Annotated in this window: 11 protein-coding genes; 7 read left to right on the top strand and 4 right to left on the bottom strand. The window is 68.5% G+C overall.

What is annotated here, in order from left to right:
• Positions 1–31: 31 nt before the first annotated feature.
• Both KHB019_RS01365 and KHB019_RS01370 read left to right on the top strand, forming a co-directional pair.
• Entirely contained in the window at positions 32–718 is a 687-nt protein-coding gene (locus tag KHB019_RS01365) for a transglycosylase SLT domain-containing protein (protein ID WP_230102843.1), read from the top strand.
• Positions 719–727: 9 nt separating this feature from the next.
• Positions 728–1,015 (top strand): hypothetical protein, encoded by a 288-nt coding sequence (locus KHB019_RS01370; protein ID WP_325472118.1) that lies wholly within the window; start codon positions 728–730, stop codon positions 1,013–1,015.
• 43 nt (positions 1,016–1,058) lie between these two features.
• Here the strand turns inward: KHB019_RS01370 and KHB019_RS01375 are convergent, their stop codons facing one another.
• Positions 1,059–2,108, bottom strand: coding sequence for an AI-2E family transporter (locus tag KHB019_RS01375; RefSeq protein WP_230102841.1), 1,050 nt, complete (start codon positions 2,106–2,108; stop codon positions 1,059–1,061).
• A gap of 180 nt (positions 2,109–2,288) precedes the next feature.
• Between KHB019_RS01375 and KHB019_RS01380 the strand changes: the two genes are divergently transcribed.
• Both KHB019_RS01380 and KHB019_RS01385 read left to right on the top strand, forming a co-directional pair.
• A complete protein-coding gene (locus KHB019_RS01380) occupies positions 2,289–4,154 on the top strand; it encodes a glycosyl transferase (protein WP_337457940.1) in 1,866 nt (621 codons plus the stop codon).
• Positions 4,151–5,098 carry a tetratricopeptide repeat protein gene (locus KHB019_RS01385; RefSeq protein ID WP_337457941.1) on the top strand — a complete coding sequence of 316 codons (948 nt, stop codon included), beginning with the start codon at positions 4,151–4,153 and terminating at the stop codon, positions 5,096–5,098. Before KHB019_RS01380 ends, KHB019_RS01385 begins: the two co-directional genes overlap by 4 nt.
• Before the next feature lie 10 nt (positions 5,099–5,108).
• Here the strand turns inward: KHB019_RS01385 and glgB are convergent, their stop codons facing one another.
• From glgB to glgX, 3 genes are read right to left on the bottom strand one after another with little or no spacing between them, the layout of a single operon-like run.
• Positions 5,109–7,298: a 1,4-alpha-glucan branching protein GlgB gene (glgB, locus tag KHB019_RS01390; protein ID WP_337457942.1), complete on the bottom strand. Its 2,190-nt coding sequence runs from the start codon at positions 7,296–7,298 to the stop codon at positions 5,109–5,111.
• Positions 7,295–9,364 (bottom strand): alpha-1,4-glucan--maltose-1-phosphate maltosyltransferase, encoded by a 2,070-nt coding sequence (locus KHB019_RS01395; RefSeq protein ID WP_337457943.1) that lies wholly within the window; start codon positions 9,362–9,364, stop codon positions 7,295–7,297. Before KHB019_RS01395 ends, glgB begins: the two co-directional genes overlap by 4 nt.
• 58 nt (positions 9,365–9,422) lie before the next feature.
• Positions 9,423–11,486 (bottom strand): glycogen debranching protein GlgX, encoded by a 2,064-nt coding sequence (gene glgX / locus KHB019_RS01400; protein ID WP_230102836.1) that lies wholly within the window; start codon positions 11,484–11,486, stop codon positions 9,423–9,425.
• Positions 11,487–11,578: 92 nt separating this feature from the next.
• Between glgX and KHB019_RS01405 the strand changes: the two genes are divergently transcribed.
• Genes KHB019_RS01405 through ligA form a run of 3 tightly spaced genes read left to right on the top strand, consistent with a single transcriptional unit; the run spans position 11,579 to position 16,255 of the window.
• Entirely contained in the window at positions 11,579–12,763 is a 1,185-nt protein-coding gene (locus KHB019_RS01405) for a cysteine desulfurase family protein (RefSeq protein WP_337457944.1), read from the top strand.
• A gap of 34 nt (positions 12,764–12,797) precedes the next feature.
• Positions 12,798–13,895, top strand: a complete 1,098-nt coding sequence (gene mnmA / locus KHB019_RS01410; protein WP_230102834.1) for a tRNA 2-thiouridine(34) synthase MnmA — start codon at positions 12,798–12,800, stop codon at positions 13,893–13,895.
• Positions 13,896–13,936: 41 nt separating this feature from the next.
• Positions 13,937–16,255, top strand: coding sequence for an NAD-dependent DNA ligase LigA (ligA, locus tag KHB019_RS01415; RefSeq protein ID WP_325472113.1), 2,319 nt, complete (start codon positions 13,937–13,939; stop codon positions 16,253–16,255).
• Positions 16,256–16,289 lie beyond the last annotated feature (34 nt).

The raw sequence follows: 16,289 nt of genomic DNA on the forward strand, positions 1-16,289 counted from the left end.
TCAGGTGACGCTGGCTAGAATGAACCCTATTGTGACTCCCGGTACTGAGATCGATCCCGTCAGCGGTGCCTCCGCGCAGGTCGCGTCGGCAGCCCCGAAGCTCCCGACTTCCGCCAAGCGACCCTGGACCCGCAGGCGCGGTGTCACCGGCGCCTTCGCCGCGTTCGGCGTCGTCGCGCTGGCCGCTGCCGTGGTCGCGCCGACCGGCATGGCTCTTGCTGAGCAGCCGGCACTAGACACCGAGACGCCGTTCTCGCTCGCGGTGCAGGACACGCAGAACCTCACCGTCAGCGTCTCCGGCGCGACGATCGCACCGGTGGACCGCGGCAGCTTCGACGTCTACGTCACCCCCAAGCCCACGCCGAAGCCTCAGCCGAAGGTCGCCTCGGCGCAGCAGTCCCAGGGCTCGTCGGCACCGGGCCCCGTCTTCTACACCGGCGGAGGCGCGCCTGCCGAATGGATGGCCGCGGCCGGCATCGCCTCCAGTGACTGGGGCTACGTCGACTACATCGTCTCCAAGGAGAGCGGCTGGAACCCCAACGCCACCAACGCCTCGTCCGGTGCGTGCGGGTTGGTGCAGGCTCTGCCGTGCAGCAAGGTGCCGGGCAACGGGTACGACCCCGTGGACAATTTGCGCTGGGGCAACGGATACGCGACGGGCCGCTACGGCAGCTGGGCGAACGCCTACGCCTTCTGGACCGCGAACCACTGGTGGTAATGCGCAGACATGCCTCGCTCGAATCGCAGGCGTCAGGAGCGTCCGAACGCTGACGACTCGTTCCAGCGCCTGCTGGCCGGGTGGAAGCGCACCGAGACGCGCCAGGGCCGTGAATGGACCGTGCAGCCGGTATCGGCCCAGCAGGCGGTCAAGGAGTACGTGTGCCCCGGCTGCCATCGCGTGATCCCGCCTGGGACTGCGCACCAGGTGGTCTGGCGGGCTGATGGAGTGCTGGGCGACGCGGCGGACCTCGCGGCCAGGCGGCACTGGCACGCGCACTGCTGGAAGGTGACGTGAGCAGCCGGGTCAAGTCCGCTGCGCGACCCTGACCCGGCGCGCATCAACGCTCGTTCATCCGGGGTATGAGCACCTGGCGGTAGATGATCAGGATGCTCGCGGCGACAGGGATCGCGATGAGCGCTCCGAGCAGGCCCAGCAGTGAACCGCCAGCGAGTGCTGCCACGACGACGACGGCACCGGGTACGGCGACCGCACGGCTCATGATGCGCGGTGAGATCACGTACGCCTCGATCTGCATGTAGATCAGATAGTAGATGGCGGCGGCCAGCGCGATCCCGGGCGACCCGAGGCCGGGGATGAGGCAGACGAGCACGATGATGGTCGAGCCGGTGAGCGTGCCGACCAGGGGGATCAGCGAGAAGAAGAAGGCGATCACCGCGAGCACCGCGGGGAACGGCGCCTGAATGATGCTCAGATAGATCGCGCTCAGGATGCCGTTGATCACGCCGAGCGTGACCTGGCCCATGACGTAGTAGCCGACCGAGTCGGTGATCTGCTCCGACAGGTCGACGAAACGCGGGCGCTTCGAGGCGGGCACCAGCTGGTACACGGCGCGCTTGAGCGACGGTGTCGAGGCGGTCAGGTAGATCGTGAGGATCAGCACGATGAAAGCGCCGAACAGGCCCCCGAGCACCGAGACGCCAGCGTTGATCACGCTGCCTGTGATGTCGCCCACGTTCGCGATCAGCCACTCCTGCGTCTCGGTCAGAACGCGTTCGATGTCGAGGTTGGGGAAGAGCCCGGTGATCCACTCCTCGGCATCGGACAGGAAGGTCGGCCCGCTCACGAGCCGGGTCACCTGCTCGATCAGCTGAGTCACCTGCGACACGATGACCGGCAGCACGATGAGGACGATCCCGGCGAAGACGCCCAGGACGAGGATCAGTGTGATGAGCACCGCCAGCCAGCGGGGGAGCTTGCGTCGCTCGAGGAACGAAATGACGGGATCCAGACCCAGGCTGATGAACAGCGCGGTGCCGACGTACAGCAGCACGGTGGACAGCGATTGGATGCTGCCGAGCAGCAGGATGCCGAGGCCGACGCCCAGCGTCGCCACGAGCGCCGTGCGGAACGGGTTGTGGAGTTTCATTCGCTCTCCTCGGGAAGACTGGTATCAGGCTAGTCGTCGAGACCGGTGCGGATACGGCGACGTGCCGACGGCTCAAGCGGCTCTTACCCCCTCGTAGTCAACACTCAGCCTGTTTCGATAGTCTGAAACGTCGAGCGATGACTCGGACGCGGCGTCCGGGTTGCGTAAGGAGACTTTTTCGTGCGTTTCGTCTGGGCCGTCGTGGCCTTCGTCCTGGCCACGCTCCTCATCGGAGCAGGCATCGCTCAGCGAACCATTTTCATGGGCCCCTCCGCCCAGCAGGCCGAGCTGAGCGTCGAGGATTCCACGCCGTTCGTGCTCGTCGACGGTGCCGTGCTGCGCGAGAACCCGGGGCAGCAGACGCTGCTCGTCCGCGGTGACGGCGACATCTTCGCCGCCTACGGACGCACAGCCGATCTCGAGGCGTGGCTCGCGGACGCGACCTACACCTCGATCGGCCTTGATGCCGACGGCGATCCGAAGAGCACGGTCGTCGAGGCTTCGATCGCGCCGGAGCAGGGTGAGGACGCGCCAGAGGGCCGCAACCCCGCAGGATCCGACCTCTGGCTGGACTCCTTCAGCGAGCAGGATCAGCTGATCACCGACATGCAGCTCCCCGAGGGCATGAGCGTTCTCATCGCGAAGGACGGAACGGCGCCCGCGCCCGCCGACATCGTCGTGGCCTGGCCGCTCGATCGCTCGACGCCGCTGGTGGGTCCGCTGATCACCGCCGGAGGCATCGTCCTGCTCGTCGGCCTCGTCCTCTACGTGCTCGCCATCCGCCACCAGCGTCGGGGACGCGGCCCTCGCCGCAAGGGGCCGGGCCCGCTGCCGGCCACGGAGCCGATCGATCTCTCCGTTGCGCCGGCACCGGTGCGCGAAGCGCTGGAGGAGCCGGCTCGCTCCGGCGGCGCCGGAGCAGGAGCGGAGGGCGATACGGAGGACAAGCCCGCCAAGTCCGAGCGCCGGGTTCTCAGAAACCGTCGCCGTCTGCTGGCGCTGCCGGCACTGGGACTCGCCGGAGTGATGTTCGTCGGATGCTCGAGCGATTCCTGGCCGCAGTTCGACGCCGCGACGCCGACGCCCACCCCGACGCAGACCGTCATCACTCCCGAGAACCAGAAGCCCCCGGCGGTCACGGAGTCACAGGCATCCCGCATTCTGCAGAACATCTCGTCGACGCTCGAGCAGGCGGACGCCGACCTCGACATCGACCTCGCCGGCACGCGGCTGGAGGGCCTTGCCCTCGAAGCACGCCAGACCGACTACACGCTCCGCAAGGGCATCACCGACCGTCCTCTTCCGACCGTCATTCCGACTGAGGCGATCGAGGTGCTTCTGCCCCAGGCGACCGACACCTGGCCGCGCACCGTGCTCGTGCTCAGCAAGAGCAAGAGCGACGACACGCTTCCGCCGTCGATCCTCACCATGACGCAGGCCGACCCGTGGTCGAACTACAAGGTGACGAACATCGCAGAGATGCAGGCGTCGACCGAGGTTCCGCAGCTCGCGCCGGCATGGCTCGGAACGAGCCTGATCACCGAGAACGCCGCGGCGTTCCTGACACTCGCGCCCGACGAGCTCGCCGCGGCCTTCGCCGATGTGGTGGATGCCGGCGAGGAGAGCGAGTACTACGGATCCTTCGACGAGGTCGCCATCTCCCTGGCGGACGCGATCAAGGCGAGCCGCGCCGCCGTGACGAAGGGGCTCGCCGACAACGGTGCGGCGAAGACGTCCAAGACGGCTTTCGACATCGCGCCGAGCGAGCAGCCGCCCGTCGCGCTGGCCACGCTCGACAGCGGTGCGATCGTCGCCGTCTCGCTGATCGACAGCGAGAAGATCACGCCGACCTCGAGCGACGCGGTCATCAAGTTCGACGACAATCCGGAGGCTCGGGTTCTCACCGGCGCCAAGGAGGCCTCCAAGGGTGTCAATACGACGTACAGCCTGCAGCTGTTCTTCTCCGTACCCAGCCAGGGCTCGACCGAGCAGGTGCGCCTGCTCGCCGTGCACCAGGACACCCTCGACGTGGAAGTGATCAAGTGAGCGATATCTCTGCTTCTGCTCTGCGCGGCGCCGTTGACCTCTCGTCTCTGCGCAATCGCCCCGCGACTCCTGCGAACCCCGAATCGGCACCGGCCGATGTCCGGGACCCGGTGCAGGGTGGGTTCGTCGTCGACGTGACGGATGCGACCTTCGGTCCGATCCTCGAGCTGTCGCGGACGGTTCCGGTCGTCGTCGACCTGTGGGCCGAGTGGTGCGGGCCGTGCAAGCAGCTCAGCCCGATCCTCGAGAAGGTCGTCACCGAGCTGGGCGGGCGCATCGTGCTGGCCAAGGTCGACGTCGACGCGAACCCGCAGCTGGCACAGAGCTTCCGCGCGCAGTCGATCCCGATGGTCGTGGCGCTCATCGCCGGGCAGCCGGTGCCGATGTTCACCGGTGCCGTGCCGGAGGAGCAGGTGCGTCAGGTGTTCGACCAGCTTCTGCAGGTGGCCGCTCAGAACGGTGTCACCGGCAGCGTCGGCGGCGATCAGCAACCGGCCGCTGACGCTGACGAGGAGCCGCAGGAGCCGCCGCTTCCGCCGTTGCACGCCGAGGCGTTCGCCGCGATCGAGCAGGGCGATTTCGCAGCGGCGATCTCCGCCTACGAGAAGGCGCTCGCAGAGAACCCGCGCGACGAGGACGCCCGTGCCGGGCTCGGACAGGTGCGCCTGCTCGACCGCGTGCAGGGTCTCGACCTGCAGGAAGCCCGCGCCGCAGCGGCAGCGGATCCGCGGGACATCCAGGCGCAGTTCGCCGTCGCCGACCTCGACATCTCCGGCGGACACGTCGACGACGCGTTCGGACGCCTGCTCGATCTGTTCGCCGTGCTGCCATCCGAGGAGCGGGTGCCAGTGCGTGAGCGTCTCGTCGAACTGTTCGGTCTGATCGGCGCGGATGACCCGCGGGTCGCCGCTGCCCGCAACAGGCTGTCGTCGCTGCTGTTCTGAAGAGCCTTCGCTACGACGAGGCGCGCTCCGGCCGATAGCGCAGCCACAGCGTCGACAGGGGTGGCAGAGTGACCCTGGCCCGTGGCGTGCCGTGATCACCGGACGTGTGCGCCGCGACCCGCCCGAAGTTGCCGATGCCTCCTCCGCCGTACTCGACGGCATCCGTGTTCAGGATCTCCTCCCAGACTCCGGCGACGGGCAGGTCCAGATCGAGGTTCGCGCGCTCCACCCCGGCGAAGTTGCTGATGACGACCACGCGGCCGCCATGGAGGTCCCGACGCTCGAAGGCGATCACGTTCGGATCCCAGACCGGTGCGCCGAGCCTCCGGAAGCGTGTGCTGTCGTTGTCCCGCTCCCACAGCGGTGCGGTGCCGCGGTAGACGCCGTTCATCGCACCGACGAAGCGCTGCAGCTGCGCATGCGAGGGCTGCTCCAGCAGCCACCAGTCCAGCGGGCGACTCTCGGACCATTCCGCCAGCTGACCGAACTCCTGGCCCATGAACAGCAGGTTCTTGCCCGGGTGCCCCCACATGTACGCGAGATACGCGCGAGCGTTCGCGAGCTTGTGGGCGTGGTCGCCCGGCATCTTCGAGAGCAGACTTCCCTTGCCGTGCACCACCTCGTCGTGGCTGATGGGCAGCAGATAGTTCTCCCCGAACGCGTACACGAAGGAGAAGGTCATCTCGCCCTCGTGGTGCGCGCGGTACATCGGGTCCCTTGCGATGTACTGCAGGGAATCGTTCATCCAGCCCATGTTCCACTTGAACCCGAAGCCGAGCCCTGCCTGGTCGGTGCGCGCGGTGACGCCGGGGAAGCTCGTCGACTCCTCGGCGATCATGATGATGCCGGGCTGGTTCCGGTAGGCGGTGGCGTTGACCTCCTGCAGGAAACGGATCGCCTCGAGGTTCTCCCGCCCGCCGTGCACGTTCGGCTCCCACTCGCCCTCCCGGCGGGAGTAATCGAGGTAGAGCATCGAGGCGACGGCATCCACGCGCAGGCCGTCGATGTGGAACTCCTCGAACCAGTACAGCGCGTTGGCGACGAGGAAACCGCGCACCTCGGGGCGCCCGTAGTCGAAGATCAGGGTGCCCCAGTCCTGATGCTCACCGCGTCGAGGGTCCGGATGCTCGTACAGCGGCCGGCCGTCGAAGCGGGCCAGAGCGAACTCGTCCTTCGGGAAGTGGCCGGGCACCCAGTCCAGGATCACGCCGATGCCCGCCTGGTGCAGGCGATCGATCAGGTAGCGCAGGTCGTCAGGACCGCCGAATCGGGCGGTCGGCGCATAGTAGCCGGTGACCTGGTAGCCCCACGAGCCGCCGAACGGATGCTCGGCGAGCGGCATGAACTCGACGTGCGTGAAGCCGGTCTCCGTGACGTGCGCGATGAGCGGATCGGCGATCTCCCGGTATCCCAGCCCGCCGCGCCATGAGCCCAGGTGCACCTCGTAGATGCTCATGGGCTGCGCGACGGCGTGGGTCGCCGCGCGGCGCGTCATCCACGCCCCGTCCTTCCAGCTGTAAGCCGAGAAGGGGACGATGGATGCCGTCTCCGGCGGTACCTGCGTGCGCTGCGCCATCGGGTCGGCCTTGAGCACCCACGATCCATCGGGGGTGAGGATCTCGTACTTGTAGGCCGTCCCCGGCGACACGCCTGGGATGAACAGCTCCCACACCCCGCTGGAGCCCATCGAGCGCATGCTGTGGCCTGCGCCGTCCCAGCCGTTGTGCTCGCCGACGACCCGAACAGCCTTCGCGTTGGGAGCCCAGACGGCGAACGCGATCCCGATGTCGCCGTCCATCAGGTGCGCGTTGGCGCCGAGGACTTCCCAGAGCCGCTCGTGCCGGCCCTCGGCGATGAGATGAAGATCGAGCTCGCCGATGGACGGGACGTGCCGGTACGGGTCGCCCGAGGTCTGCTCCTGCCCGCCGTCGTAGACGGCCGCCAGGCGGTAGGGGACCGGTGCGCCCAGATGCGTGCCCTGCCATATGCCGTCAGAGGCATGATCGAGTTGAACGCGCGTGCCGTTCTTCAGTATCGCGACGACGGTGTCCGCGAAGGGCCGCCGAGCCCTGATGGTCGTCGAGGTGCGACCTGCCGCGTCGGTCTCCGCATGAGCCCCGAGGATGTCATGCGGCGCGTGATGGGAACCTGCGGCGACAGCGCCCCATTCGGCGCTGGTGATCCGGTCCGTGCTGCTCATGAGCGCGCCTTCACGTGGAGGATGTGCACCGGCTCGGCGAACGCATCGAGCCGGACGTAGTCGTGATCGGACCACGTCCAGGTCTCTCCGGTGATGAGATCCTCGACCTCGAAGGTCTCGCCGGGGTCGACGCCCCAGACGCGCGTGTTGAGATGCACGGTCGTCTCGCGCACCGAGTGCGGGTCGACGTTCGCGACGACGAGGACGGTGTCCGCGTCGCCCGTGGCCGTGAACGTGCCGTCGAGATGCTTCGAATACACGAGGATGCTGTCATCGTCGCTCCAGTGCACCGCGAGGTTCCGCAGCTGCCGCAGCGCAGGATGCGCTCGGCGGATCTCGTTCAGACGGCGCAGGTACGGGGCGAGGGAGTCGCCTGACGCCTCCGCGCCGACGAAGTCGCGCAGCTTGTACTCGTACTTCTCGTTGTCGATGTTCTCCTCCGAGCCCGGTCGTGCGACGTTCTCGAAGAGCTCGTACCCGGCGTACACACCGTACGTCGGTGCCGCCGTCGCGGCGATCGCCGCTCGCACCTTGTATGCGGCGCGGCCGCCGAACTGCAGATACTCGGTGAGGATGTCGGGCGTGTTCACGAAGAGGTTGGGACGCAGATAGTCGGCGGTCTCGGTCGCAAGCCCGGTGAGGAACTCCTCCAACTCGCGCTTGGTGTTGCGCCAGGTGAAATACGTGTAGCTCTGCTGGAACCCAGCGGCCGCAAGACTGCGCAGCGGAGCCGGGCGGGTGAAGGCCTCTGCGAGGAACACCACGTCGGGGTCCGTCGACATGACCTGCGCGATCAGCCACTCCCAGAACTGCAACGGCTTGGTGTGGGGGTTGTCCACGCGGAAGATCTTGACGCCCTGTGCGATCCAGTGCCTGACCACCCGCAGCACCTCCTCGCGCAGGCCCTCGGGGTCGCGGTCGAAGTTCAGCGGATAGATGTCCTGGTACTTCTTGGGCGGGTTCTCCGCATACGCGATCGTGCCGTCGGGGAGGGCGGTGAACCAATCGGGGCGCGACGAGACCCACGGGTGGTCGGGGGAGGCCTGCAGTGCGAGGTCCAGAGCGACTTCGATTCCCGCCTTGCGCGCCTCGCGGACGAAGAAGCGGAAATCCGCGAGCGTGCCGAGATCGGGGTGCACGGCGTCGTGACCGCCCTCGACCGCACCGATCGCCCACGGCGAACCTGGGTCGACCGGACTCGCGTTCAGGGTGTTGTTCGGACCCTTGCGATGAGTGCGGCCGATCGGATGGATGGGAGGCAGGTAGAGCACGTCGAAACCCATGCCGGCGACGCGGGTGAGCTGCTTGGCTGCGCTGCGGAACGTGCCGCTCTTGATCGTGCCGTCCTTGGCGCGCTTGGCACCTTCGGAACGGGGGAAGAACTCGTACCAGGCCCCGACCCCAGCCGCCGCCCGCTCCACGACAAGCGTCAGTTCGGGTGTGTGCGCCGATAGAGACGCTGCGGGGCGAGCGCGGAACACGGCAGCGAGATCGGCATCCATCGCGACGCCCAGGGCGGTGACGGCATCCGCATCTTCCAGGACGGCGGCGGATCGCGCCAGAGATGAACGCTCGGTCGCCGGGCGGTTCTTGTCGGCCGCGGCCGCCGCGAGCAGGTCGCGACCGAGTGCCGCCATCACGGGAACGTCCACTCCGGCCGCGATCTTGACGGACGCGGCGTGCGCCCAGGTGGCGTAGTCGTCGGCGAACGCCTCGAAGCGGTAGCGCCAGAGGCCCTGCGCATCGAGGGCGACGTCCGCCGACCAGCGGTCGCTGCCATCGCCGAGAGCGACGAGGCGGTGCAGCGATTCCGCACCGTCCGGCGCTGTCAGGCGGACGTGGACGCCGATGCGATCGTGCCCCTCGCGGAAGGCCACGACGCTGAACGGAACGACCTCGCCGGCGAAGGCCTTGGCTGCGAAGCCGCCTGGTGCCGACGGCCGTGGATCCGTCAGCGGGATGCGTCCGGTTCGGGTCTCGGGGGGCGGCGTGGTCGCGCGCGCCCGCAGGGGGATCTCGGCGGAGCTTCGAAGCGCCGCGGGACGATTGCCGGAACGTGCTGCCACACCCTGAATGTACCCTGCCGGGCAGTTGCGGTGAACCCGCCTGCGGGGTGTGCCGTCGCTACTCGACGCGGAACAGGCGCATCGACGTTCCTGGCGTCGGGATCACGTCTCCCGGCGCGAACTCCCGGGCGTCATCGTTCGGCTGCTCGTCGGCGCTGGACCACAGTGAGACGAACTTCGTCGCGCCGTCGATCGTTGCGGGCAGCGTCACCTCGGTGGGTGACTCGGTGCCGTGCACGATCAGCAGGATCCGGTTGATCGGTTCATCGACGGGCGTGGATTCGGCGACGTACTGCAGCGTGCGGCTGCCCGGATCGGTCCACTGCGCCTCCTCCATCATCTCGCCGTTCTGGTTGTACCAGTCCATGACGGAAGCGTTCGGCGTGTGCACATCGCGCCGCGCGTAGCGACTCGGCCGCAGGGCGGCGTTCTCACGTCGCAGCTTCGTGAGGGCGGTGACGTGAGCGCGCAGATCCATCTGCCACGGCTCGTGCTCCCAGCTGAGCCAGGTCAGCATGGAGTCCTGCGCGTAGGCGTTGTTGTTGCCCCGCTGGGTGCGACCCGTCTCGTCGCCGGCGGTGATCATCGGGATGCCGGCGGACAGTAGCAGCGTGCCGAGCAGGTTGCGCATGGCCTTGCGGCGTGCGGCGTTGATCGCCGCATCGGAGGTCGGACCCTCTACGCCGTGGTTGAACGCGCGGTTCGTGTCGGCACCGTCGCGGTTGTCCTCGCCGTTGGCCTCGTTGTGCTTCACATCGTAAGTGACGAGATCGTGCAGCGTGAACCCGTCGTGCGCGGTGATGAAGTTGATCCCGGCGAGCGGCCCGCGCTCCTTGCTGAACGTGTTCGAGGATCCGGCGAGACGGGTGGCGAACCCGCCGATGCCGACCGGGGCGGAGGCGCGGCGGGCGTAGTCGATGTCGCTCAGCCAGAAGTTGCGCACACGGTCGCGGTAGCGGTCGTTCCACTCGTGCCAGCCCGGCGCGAAGTTGCCGGTCTGCCAGCCGCCGAGGCCGACGTCCCACGGTTCGGCGATGAGCTTGACGTCCTGCAGAGCCGGATCGTCGCGGATCGCGATGAGCAGCGGATGCTCGCGCGAGTACTCGTGCGCGGCATCCCTGCCGAGAGCTGCGGCGAGGTCGAAGCGGAACCCGTCGATCTGCATCTCATGCGCCCAGTAGCGCAACGAGTCCAGCACCAGCCGGGCGCCGGCATCCACCGCCGTGTTCAAGGTGTTCCCGACTCCTGTGGTGTCGATATAGGCGCCGTCGGGCTGCTGACGGTAGTAGTTCGCGTTGTCGATTCCGCGCAGACTCGAGCGGGGGCCTCCGATGCCCTCCTCCGAGGTGTGGTTGTAGACCACGTCGAGGATGACCTCGAGACCTGCCTCGTGCAGCAGCTTCACCATTCCCTTGAACTCGGCGAGCACGGCCTCCGGCCCCTGCTTCCGGGCGTCCTCGGTCGCATACGCGGTGTGCGGAGTGAAGAAATTGAGGGTGTTGTAACCCCAGTAGTTGGTGAGACCTCGTTCGAGGAGACGCGGCTCCGGCACGAACGCATGCACGGGCAGCAGTTCGATCGCAGTGATGCCGAGCGAGTGGAAGTGCTCGATCATCGCCGGGTGCGCGAGACCGGCGTAGGTGCCGTGCAGCGCCGGCGGCACGTCGGGATGCCGCTTGCTGATGCCCTTGAGATGAGCCTCGTAGATCACGGTGCTGTCGAGGGAGACGCCCGGCTTCTCGACACCGCCCCAGTCGAACCCGTCCTCGATGACCACGGAGCGCCAGTCCTCGTAGCCGGTGCCCTGCGCCAGGCCGCGTGCGTACGGGTCGAGCAGCAGGGTCTCGGGGTTGAACGTGTTTCCTGGGGCGTGCGGACCCCCGACGCGCAGGGCGTACCGGGTGCCGGGCTGCAGCAGCGCGGTCGTCACCTGCCAGACATCGTCGGACTGCCTCTCCAGCTCCACCTCGTCGGTGACCCAGTCGAGATCGGTCTCGTCGAAGACGACGAGCTCGATCGACGAGGCGTTCTGAGACCAGACGCGCAACGTCGCCGTGCCGTCGTGCAGACGCACGCCGAGGTTGTCGAGGGCAGCACCACCGGGAGCTGTGAAGTCGGGCATGAGTCAAGAGTATGCGGGATGCGCTGGCGTCTCACTCGAAAGGACACTCGGTTCCAGGTGCCGACACAGCAGAAATGGGGGAGAGTTGAGGGATGCGCTTCTATCTCGACCATGCGGCGACGACCCCGCTGCGCTCGGAGGCGCGCGAAGCATGGCTCGCGGCATCCGACGTCATCGGCAACGCCTCCTCGACGCACGGCGCGGGTCAGGATGCTCGTCGCCTGCTCGAGGACTCACGGGAGCGCATCGCAGGGACGCTCGGATGCGATCCGATCGAGGTCGTGCTGACTTCCGGCGGGACGGAGTCGATCAACACGGCGCTTCACGGCCTCTGGGAATCGCGTTCCCCTGATGCCGGCGCCACGGGGTCCGACACGATCGTGCTCCCGGACGGCGAACACCACGCCACCATGGACACCGTCGCGGCGCTCGCAGCGGCCGGCGCCACCGTTCGGCAGGTACCGCTGACCGAGCTCGGACGCATCGAACCGGGCGCGTTCGCCGCGCAGCTGCCAGGGGGGGCCGTCGCCACCGCGCTGGTCGCGAACAACGAGGTCGGCACCGTGAACGACGCCGCGGCGCTGGCGGCAGCAGCCGCGGACGCCCGCGTGCCGCTGCACCTGGACGCCGTCGCAGCGCTCGGGCATCTGCCCCTGTCATTCCGCAGCCTGCGGGGGGATGCCGCGGCCGGAACAGGCCTCGTCGCGCTGAGCGTCGCGGGTCATAAGATCGGCGCCCCTGTCGGGATCGGCGCGCTCGTGGTCGACCGCACCGCGAAGATCGCTCCGCTCCTGCGCGGGGGAGCCCAGCAGCGGGGGCTTCGCGCCGGGACACAGGACGTACCGGGAGCTGCCGCCTTCGCTGCGGCTCTCGTCGCGGCCGAGCGCGAGCGCGAGGGTGAGGGCGTGCGACTGCGCGGACTCCGTGACCGTCTGATCGACGGCATCCGATCGGCCGTACCTGAGGCGCGCCTGCTCGGCGATCCGATCGAGCGGCTGCCGGGCAACGCGCACTTCCTCTTCCCCGGCGCCGTCGGCGAGAGCCTGCTCTTCCTGCTCGATGTCGCAGGGGTCGCGGCATCCACCGGGTCGGCCTGTCAGGCGGGCGTCGCCGAGCCCTCGCACGTCGTCCTGGCGATGGGCGGCAGCGAGCGCGATGCGCGCAGCGTCCTACGATTCACGCTCGGCCGCACCTCCGCCGACGCCGACGTGGATGCCGTGCTGTCGGCGATCGCCGACGCGTATGCGCGTGCATCCGGGCAGCTGAACGCTCGCTGAGCCTGTCGAAGCGTGCGGATCGTAGACTGGACCCATGCGGATTCTTGCGGCCATGAGCGGTGGCGTGGATTCCGCCGTCGCGGCTGCACGTGCCGTGGAGGCGGGCCACGACGTCACCGGCGTCCACCTCGCCCTCTCCCGGGCCGGCGGAACGCTGCGCACGGGCAGCCGCGGGTGCTGCACGATCGAGGACGCCATGGACGCCCGGCGTGCCTCTGACATGCTCGGAATCCCGTTCTACGTCTGGGACTTCTCCGAGCGGTTCCGCGACGACGTGATCGACGATTTCATCGCCGAGTACCAGGCCGGTCGCACCCCGAACCCGTGCATGCGCTGCAACGAGAAGATCAAGTTCGCCGCCCTCCTGGAGCGCGCGATCGAGCTCGGTTTCGACGCCGTCTGCACCGGCCACTACGCGACGCTCGTGGACGGTGAGGGCGGTCTCGAGCTTCATCGCGCTTCGGACAACGCCAAGGACCAGTCCTACGTGCTCGGCGTCCTGACTGCCGAGCAGCTCGCGCACACGTACTTCCCGCTGGGCGAGACGCCGTCGAAGGCGCTCGTGCGTGCTGAGGCGGCCGAGCGCGGCCTCAGCGTCGCGCAGAAGCCCGACAGCCACGACATCTGCTTCATCCCCGACGGCGACACCCGCGGGTGGCTGGCCGAGAAGGTCGGTGCCGAGCAGGGCGAGATCCTCGATCGGAACGGCGACGTCGTCGGCTCGCACGACGGCGCGCATGCGTTCACCGTCGGACAGCGCCGCGGACTCAAGCTCGGCGTGCCGGCGCCCGACGGCAAACCTCGGTTCGTGCTCGAGGTGCGTCCTGTGTCCAACACGGTCGTCGTCGGCCCCAAGGAGGCACTCGCGATCGGCGAGATCTCGGGGGAGCGGCACTCGTGGGCCGGAGCTGCGCCGACCTCTGACTCATTCGACTGCGAGGTGCAGATCCGCGCGCATTCGGAGCCTGTGCCGGCGCATGCCACGGTCTCGTCCGACGGAGTGACGGTCGTCCCCGACGTGCCGCTGGACGGCGTCGCCCCTGGACAGACCGCCGTTCTCTATGTCGGCACCCGGGTGCTCGGCCAGTTCACGATCGACAAGACGGTGTCAGCGGTGCCGGTACCGGCCTGATCCCCGACTGGGATGTCCATCCCCACTCGTAGACTGTTCGGGTGCCGGAGAACATCTCGCTGGAAGACGCCCGCATCGAGGCCGAAGAGCTGACGACCCGCATCCTCGAAGCGAAGGACGCGTACTACGGGCGCGACACCTCGCTCGTCGACGATGCGACCTACGACGGGTGGATGCACCGGCTCGAAGAGCTCGAGCGCCTGCACCCCGAGCTGGCGGGGCAGGACTCGCCGACGCAGATGGTCGGGGCTGCGCAGGCCACGGGTCTTGCGACGATCGAGCACGCCGAGCGGATGCTGAGCCTCGACAACGTCTTCTCGATCGACGAACTGCGCGAGTGGGCGGCCAAGACGCAGACGTCGGCCGGCCGCGAGGTCGCCTGGCTCACGGAGCTGAAGATCGACGGCCTCGCCATCAACCTGCGCTATGAGAACGGCATCCTCACCTCGGCCGCCACGCGCGGCGACGGGCGGGTCGGCGAGATCGTCACCGAGAATGCCCTGCGGCTGCCGATGATCCCCGAGCGGCTCAGCGGCGAGGGGCATCCGGAGATCGTCGAGGTGCGCGGAGAGGTGTTCATCCCCGTCGCCGCGTTCAAGCGTCTGAACGCGGCTCAGGCCGACTTCCGCGACCGCGCCTACGCGGATGCCCTGGGACGCTGGGAGGCCCGCTCGGGCGCCAAACGGCCGTTCGACGAGGACAAGGCGCGCAGTGCGGCGGCCCGCCGATTCCCGGCGTTCGCGAACCCGCGCAACGCGGCCAGCGGCGGCCTGCGTCAGCAGATCGACAAGAAGGACGGGCTCGAGCTCGAGGCGGGCCTGCTGCGCATCGCGTCGCTCGACCTGTACGTGCACGGCATCGGCGCCTGGCCGAACCCTCCCGTGGCGGCGCAGAGCGAGGTGTACGAGCTCCTGGCCTCGTGGGGCATGCCGACGAGCCCGCACTCGAAGGTGTGCGGCTCGATCGACGAGGTCACGGAGTTCGTGGCGCACTACGGCGAGCACCGGCACGACATCGAGCACGAGCTCGACGGCATCGTCGTCAAGGTGGATGAGCTGGCGCTGCACGACGAGCTGGGCATGACCAGCCGCGCGCCGCGATGGGCGATCGCGTACAAGTACCCGCCCGAGGAGGTGCAGACCACACTGCTCGACATCGTCGTCTCGGTCGGGCGAACCGGTCGTGCCACACCCTTTGCTGTCATGGCGCCCGCCCATGTGGCGGGATCCGTCGTGCGTCAGGCGACCCTGCACAACAAGGACGTCGTCAAGGCCAAGGGCGTGCTGATCGGCGACACCGTCGTGCTGCGCAAGGCCGGCGATGTCATCCCCGAGGTGCTGGGCCCGGTGGTCGAGCGCCGTGACGGCACCGAGCGCGAGTTCGTCATGCCCGAGAACTGCCCGGAGTGCGGCACGCCGCTGCGCCCCATGAAGGAGGGCGACATCGATCTGCGGTGCCCGAATGCGCGCTCGTGTCCTGCGCAGGTGCGCGGCCGCGTCGAGCACATCGGTTCGCGCGGGGCGCTCGACGTCGAGGCGCTCGGCGAGGTGACGGCGGCGGCACTGACACAGCCGAGTTCGCCGGCGGAACCGCCGCTGGATACCGAGGCGGGACTGTTCACGCTGACGCTCGATGAGCTCGTGCCGATCGAGGTCGTCGTGCGGGATGCCGAGACTGGGCTGCCGAAGGAGGACGACGACGGCATCGTCAAGACGCGTGCGCCGTTCCGCCGCAATTCCACCGCGGCCGAGAAGAAGCAGGGCGTCGACGGGCCGCAGCCCTCGTCGCAGGCGACCAAGCTGCTCGCCGAGCTCGAGAAGGCGAAGACCAAGGAGCTGTGGCGTCTCCTGGTGTCCTTGAACATCCGGCACGTCGGGCCGGTGGCCGCGCGGGCACTCGCGCAGTGGTTCGGGTCACTGGAGGCGATCCGTGCGGCGTCGCGGGAGGAGCTCGCCGCCGTCGAGGGCGTCGGCGGCATAATCGCCGACTCGTTGCTGGACTGGTTCGAGGTCGATTGGCACGTCGACATCGTCGAGCAGTGGGCAGCTGCCGGGGTACAGTGGGCGACGCCCGGGCACCCAGGGGCCGGCGCCGCCGTCGCCGAGGGCGGCGTGCTCGAAGGACTCACCGTCGTCGCGACAGGATCCCTGGACGGTTACACCCGCGACGGCGCGCAGGAGGCGATCATCCAGGCCGGCGGCAAAGCTGCCTCGAGCGTCTCGAAGAAGACGGATTTCGTCGCTGCGGGGCCAGGGGCGGGCTCCAAGCTCGGCAAGGCCGAGGAGCTGGGCATTCGCATTCTGGACGCCGCGCAGTTCCACATCCTCGTCACGCAGGGTCCCGACGCGCTCGACTCCTGACCTCGACTGCGAGAATTCCGTTGCACGCTGACAA

Origin of the sequence: Microbacterium sp. KHB019 (assembly GCF_037285405.1) — a bacterium.
Taxonomy (GTDB): domain Bacteria; phylum Actinomycetota; class Actinomycetes; order Actinomycetales; family Microbacteriaceae; genus Microbacterium.

Coding starts and splice junctions, on each gene's coding strand:
- mnmA (WP_230102834.1), top strand. CDS start 12,798: ATGCGGATTCTTGCGGCCATGAGCGGTGGCGTGGATTCCGCCGTCGCG.
- KHB019_RS01370 (WP_325472118.1), top strand. CDS start 728: ATGCCTCGCTCGAATCGCAGGCGTCAGGAGCGTCCGAACGCTGACGAC.
- KHB019_RS01375 (WP_230102841.1), bottom strand. CDS start 2,108: ATGAAACTCCACAACCCGTTCCGCACGGCGCTCGTGGCGACGCTGGGC.
- KHB019_RS01405 (WP_337457944.1), top strand. CDS start 11,579: ATGCGCTTCTATCTCGACCATGCGGCGACGACCCCGCTGCGCTCGGAG.
- glgB (WP_337457942.1), bottom strand. CDS start 7,298: ATGAGCAGCACGGACCGGATCACCAGCGCCGAATGGGGCGCTGTCGCC.
- glgX (WP_230102836.1), bottom strand. CDS start 11,486: ATGCCCGACTTCACAGCTCCCGGTGGTGCTGCCCTCGACAACCTCGGC.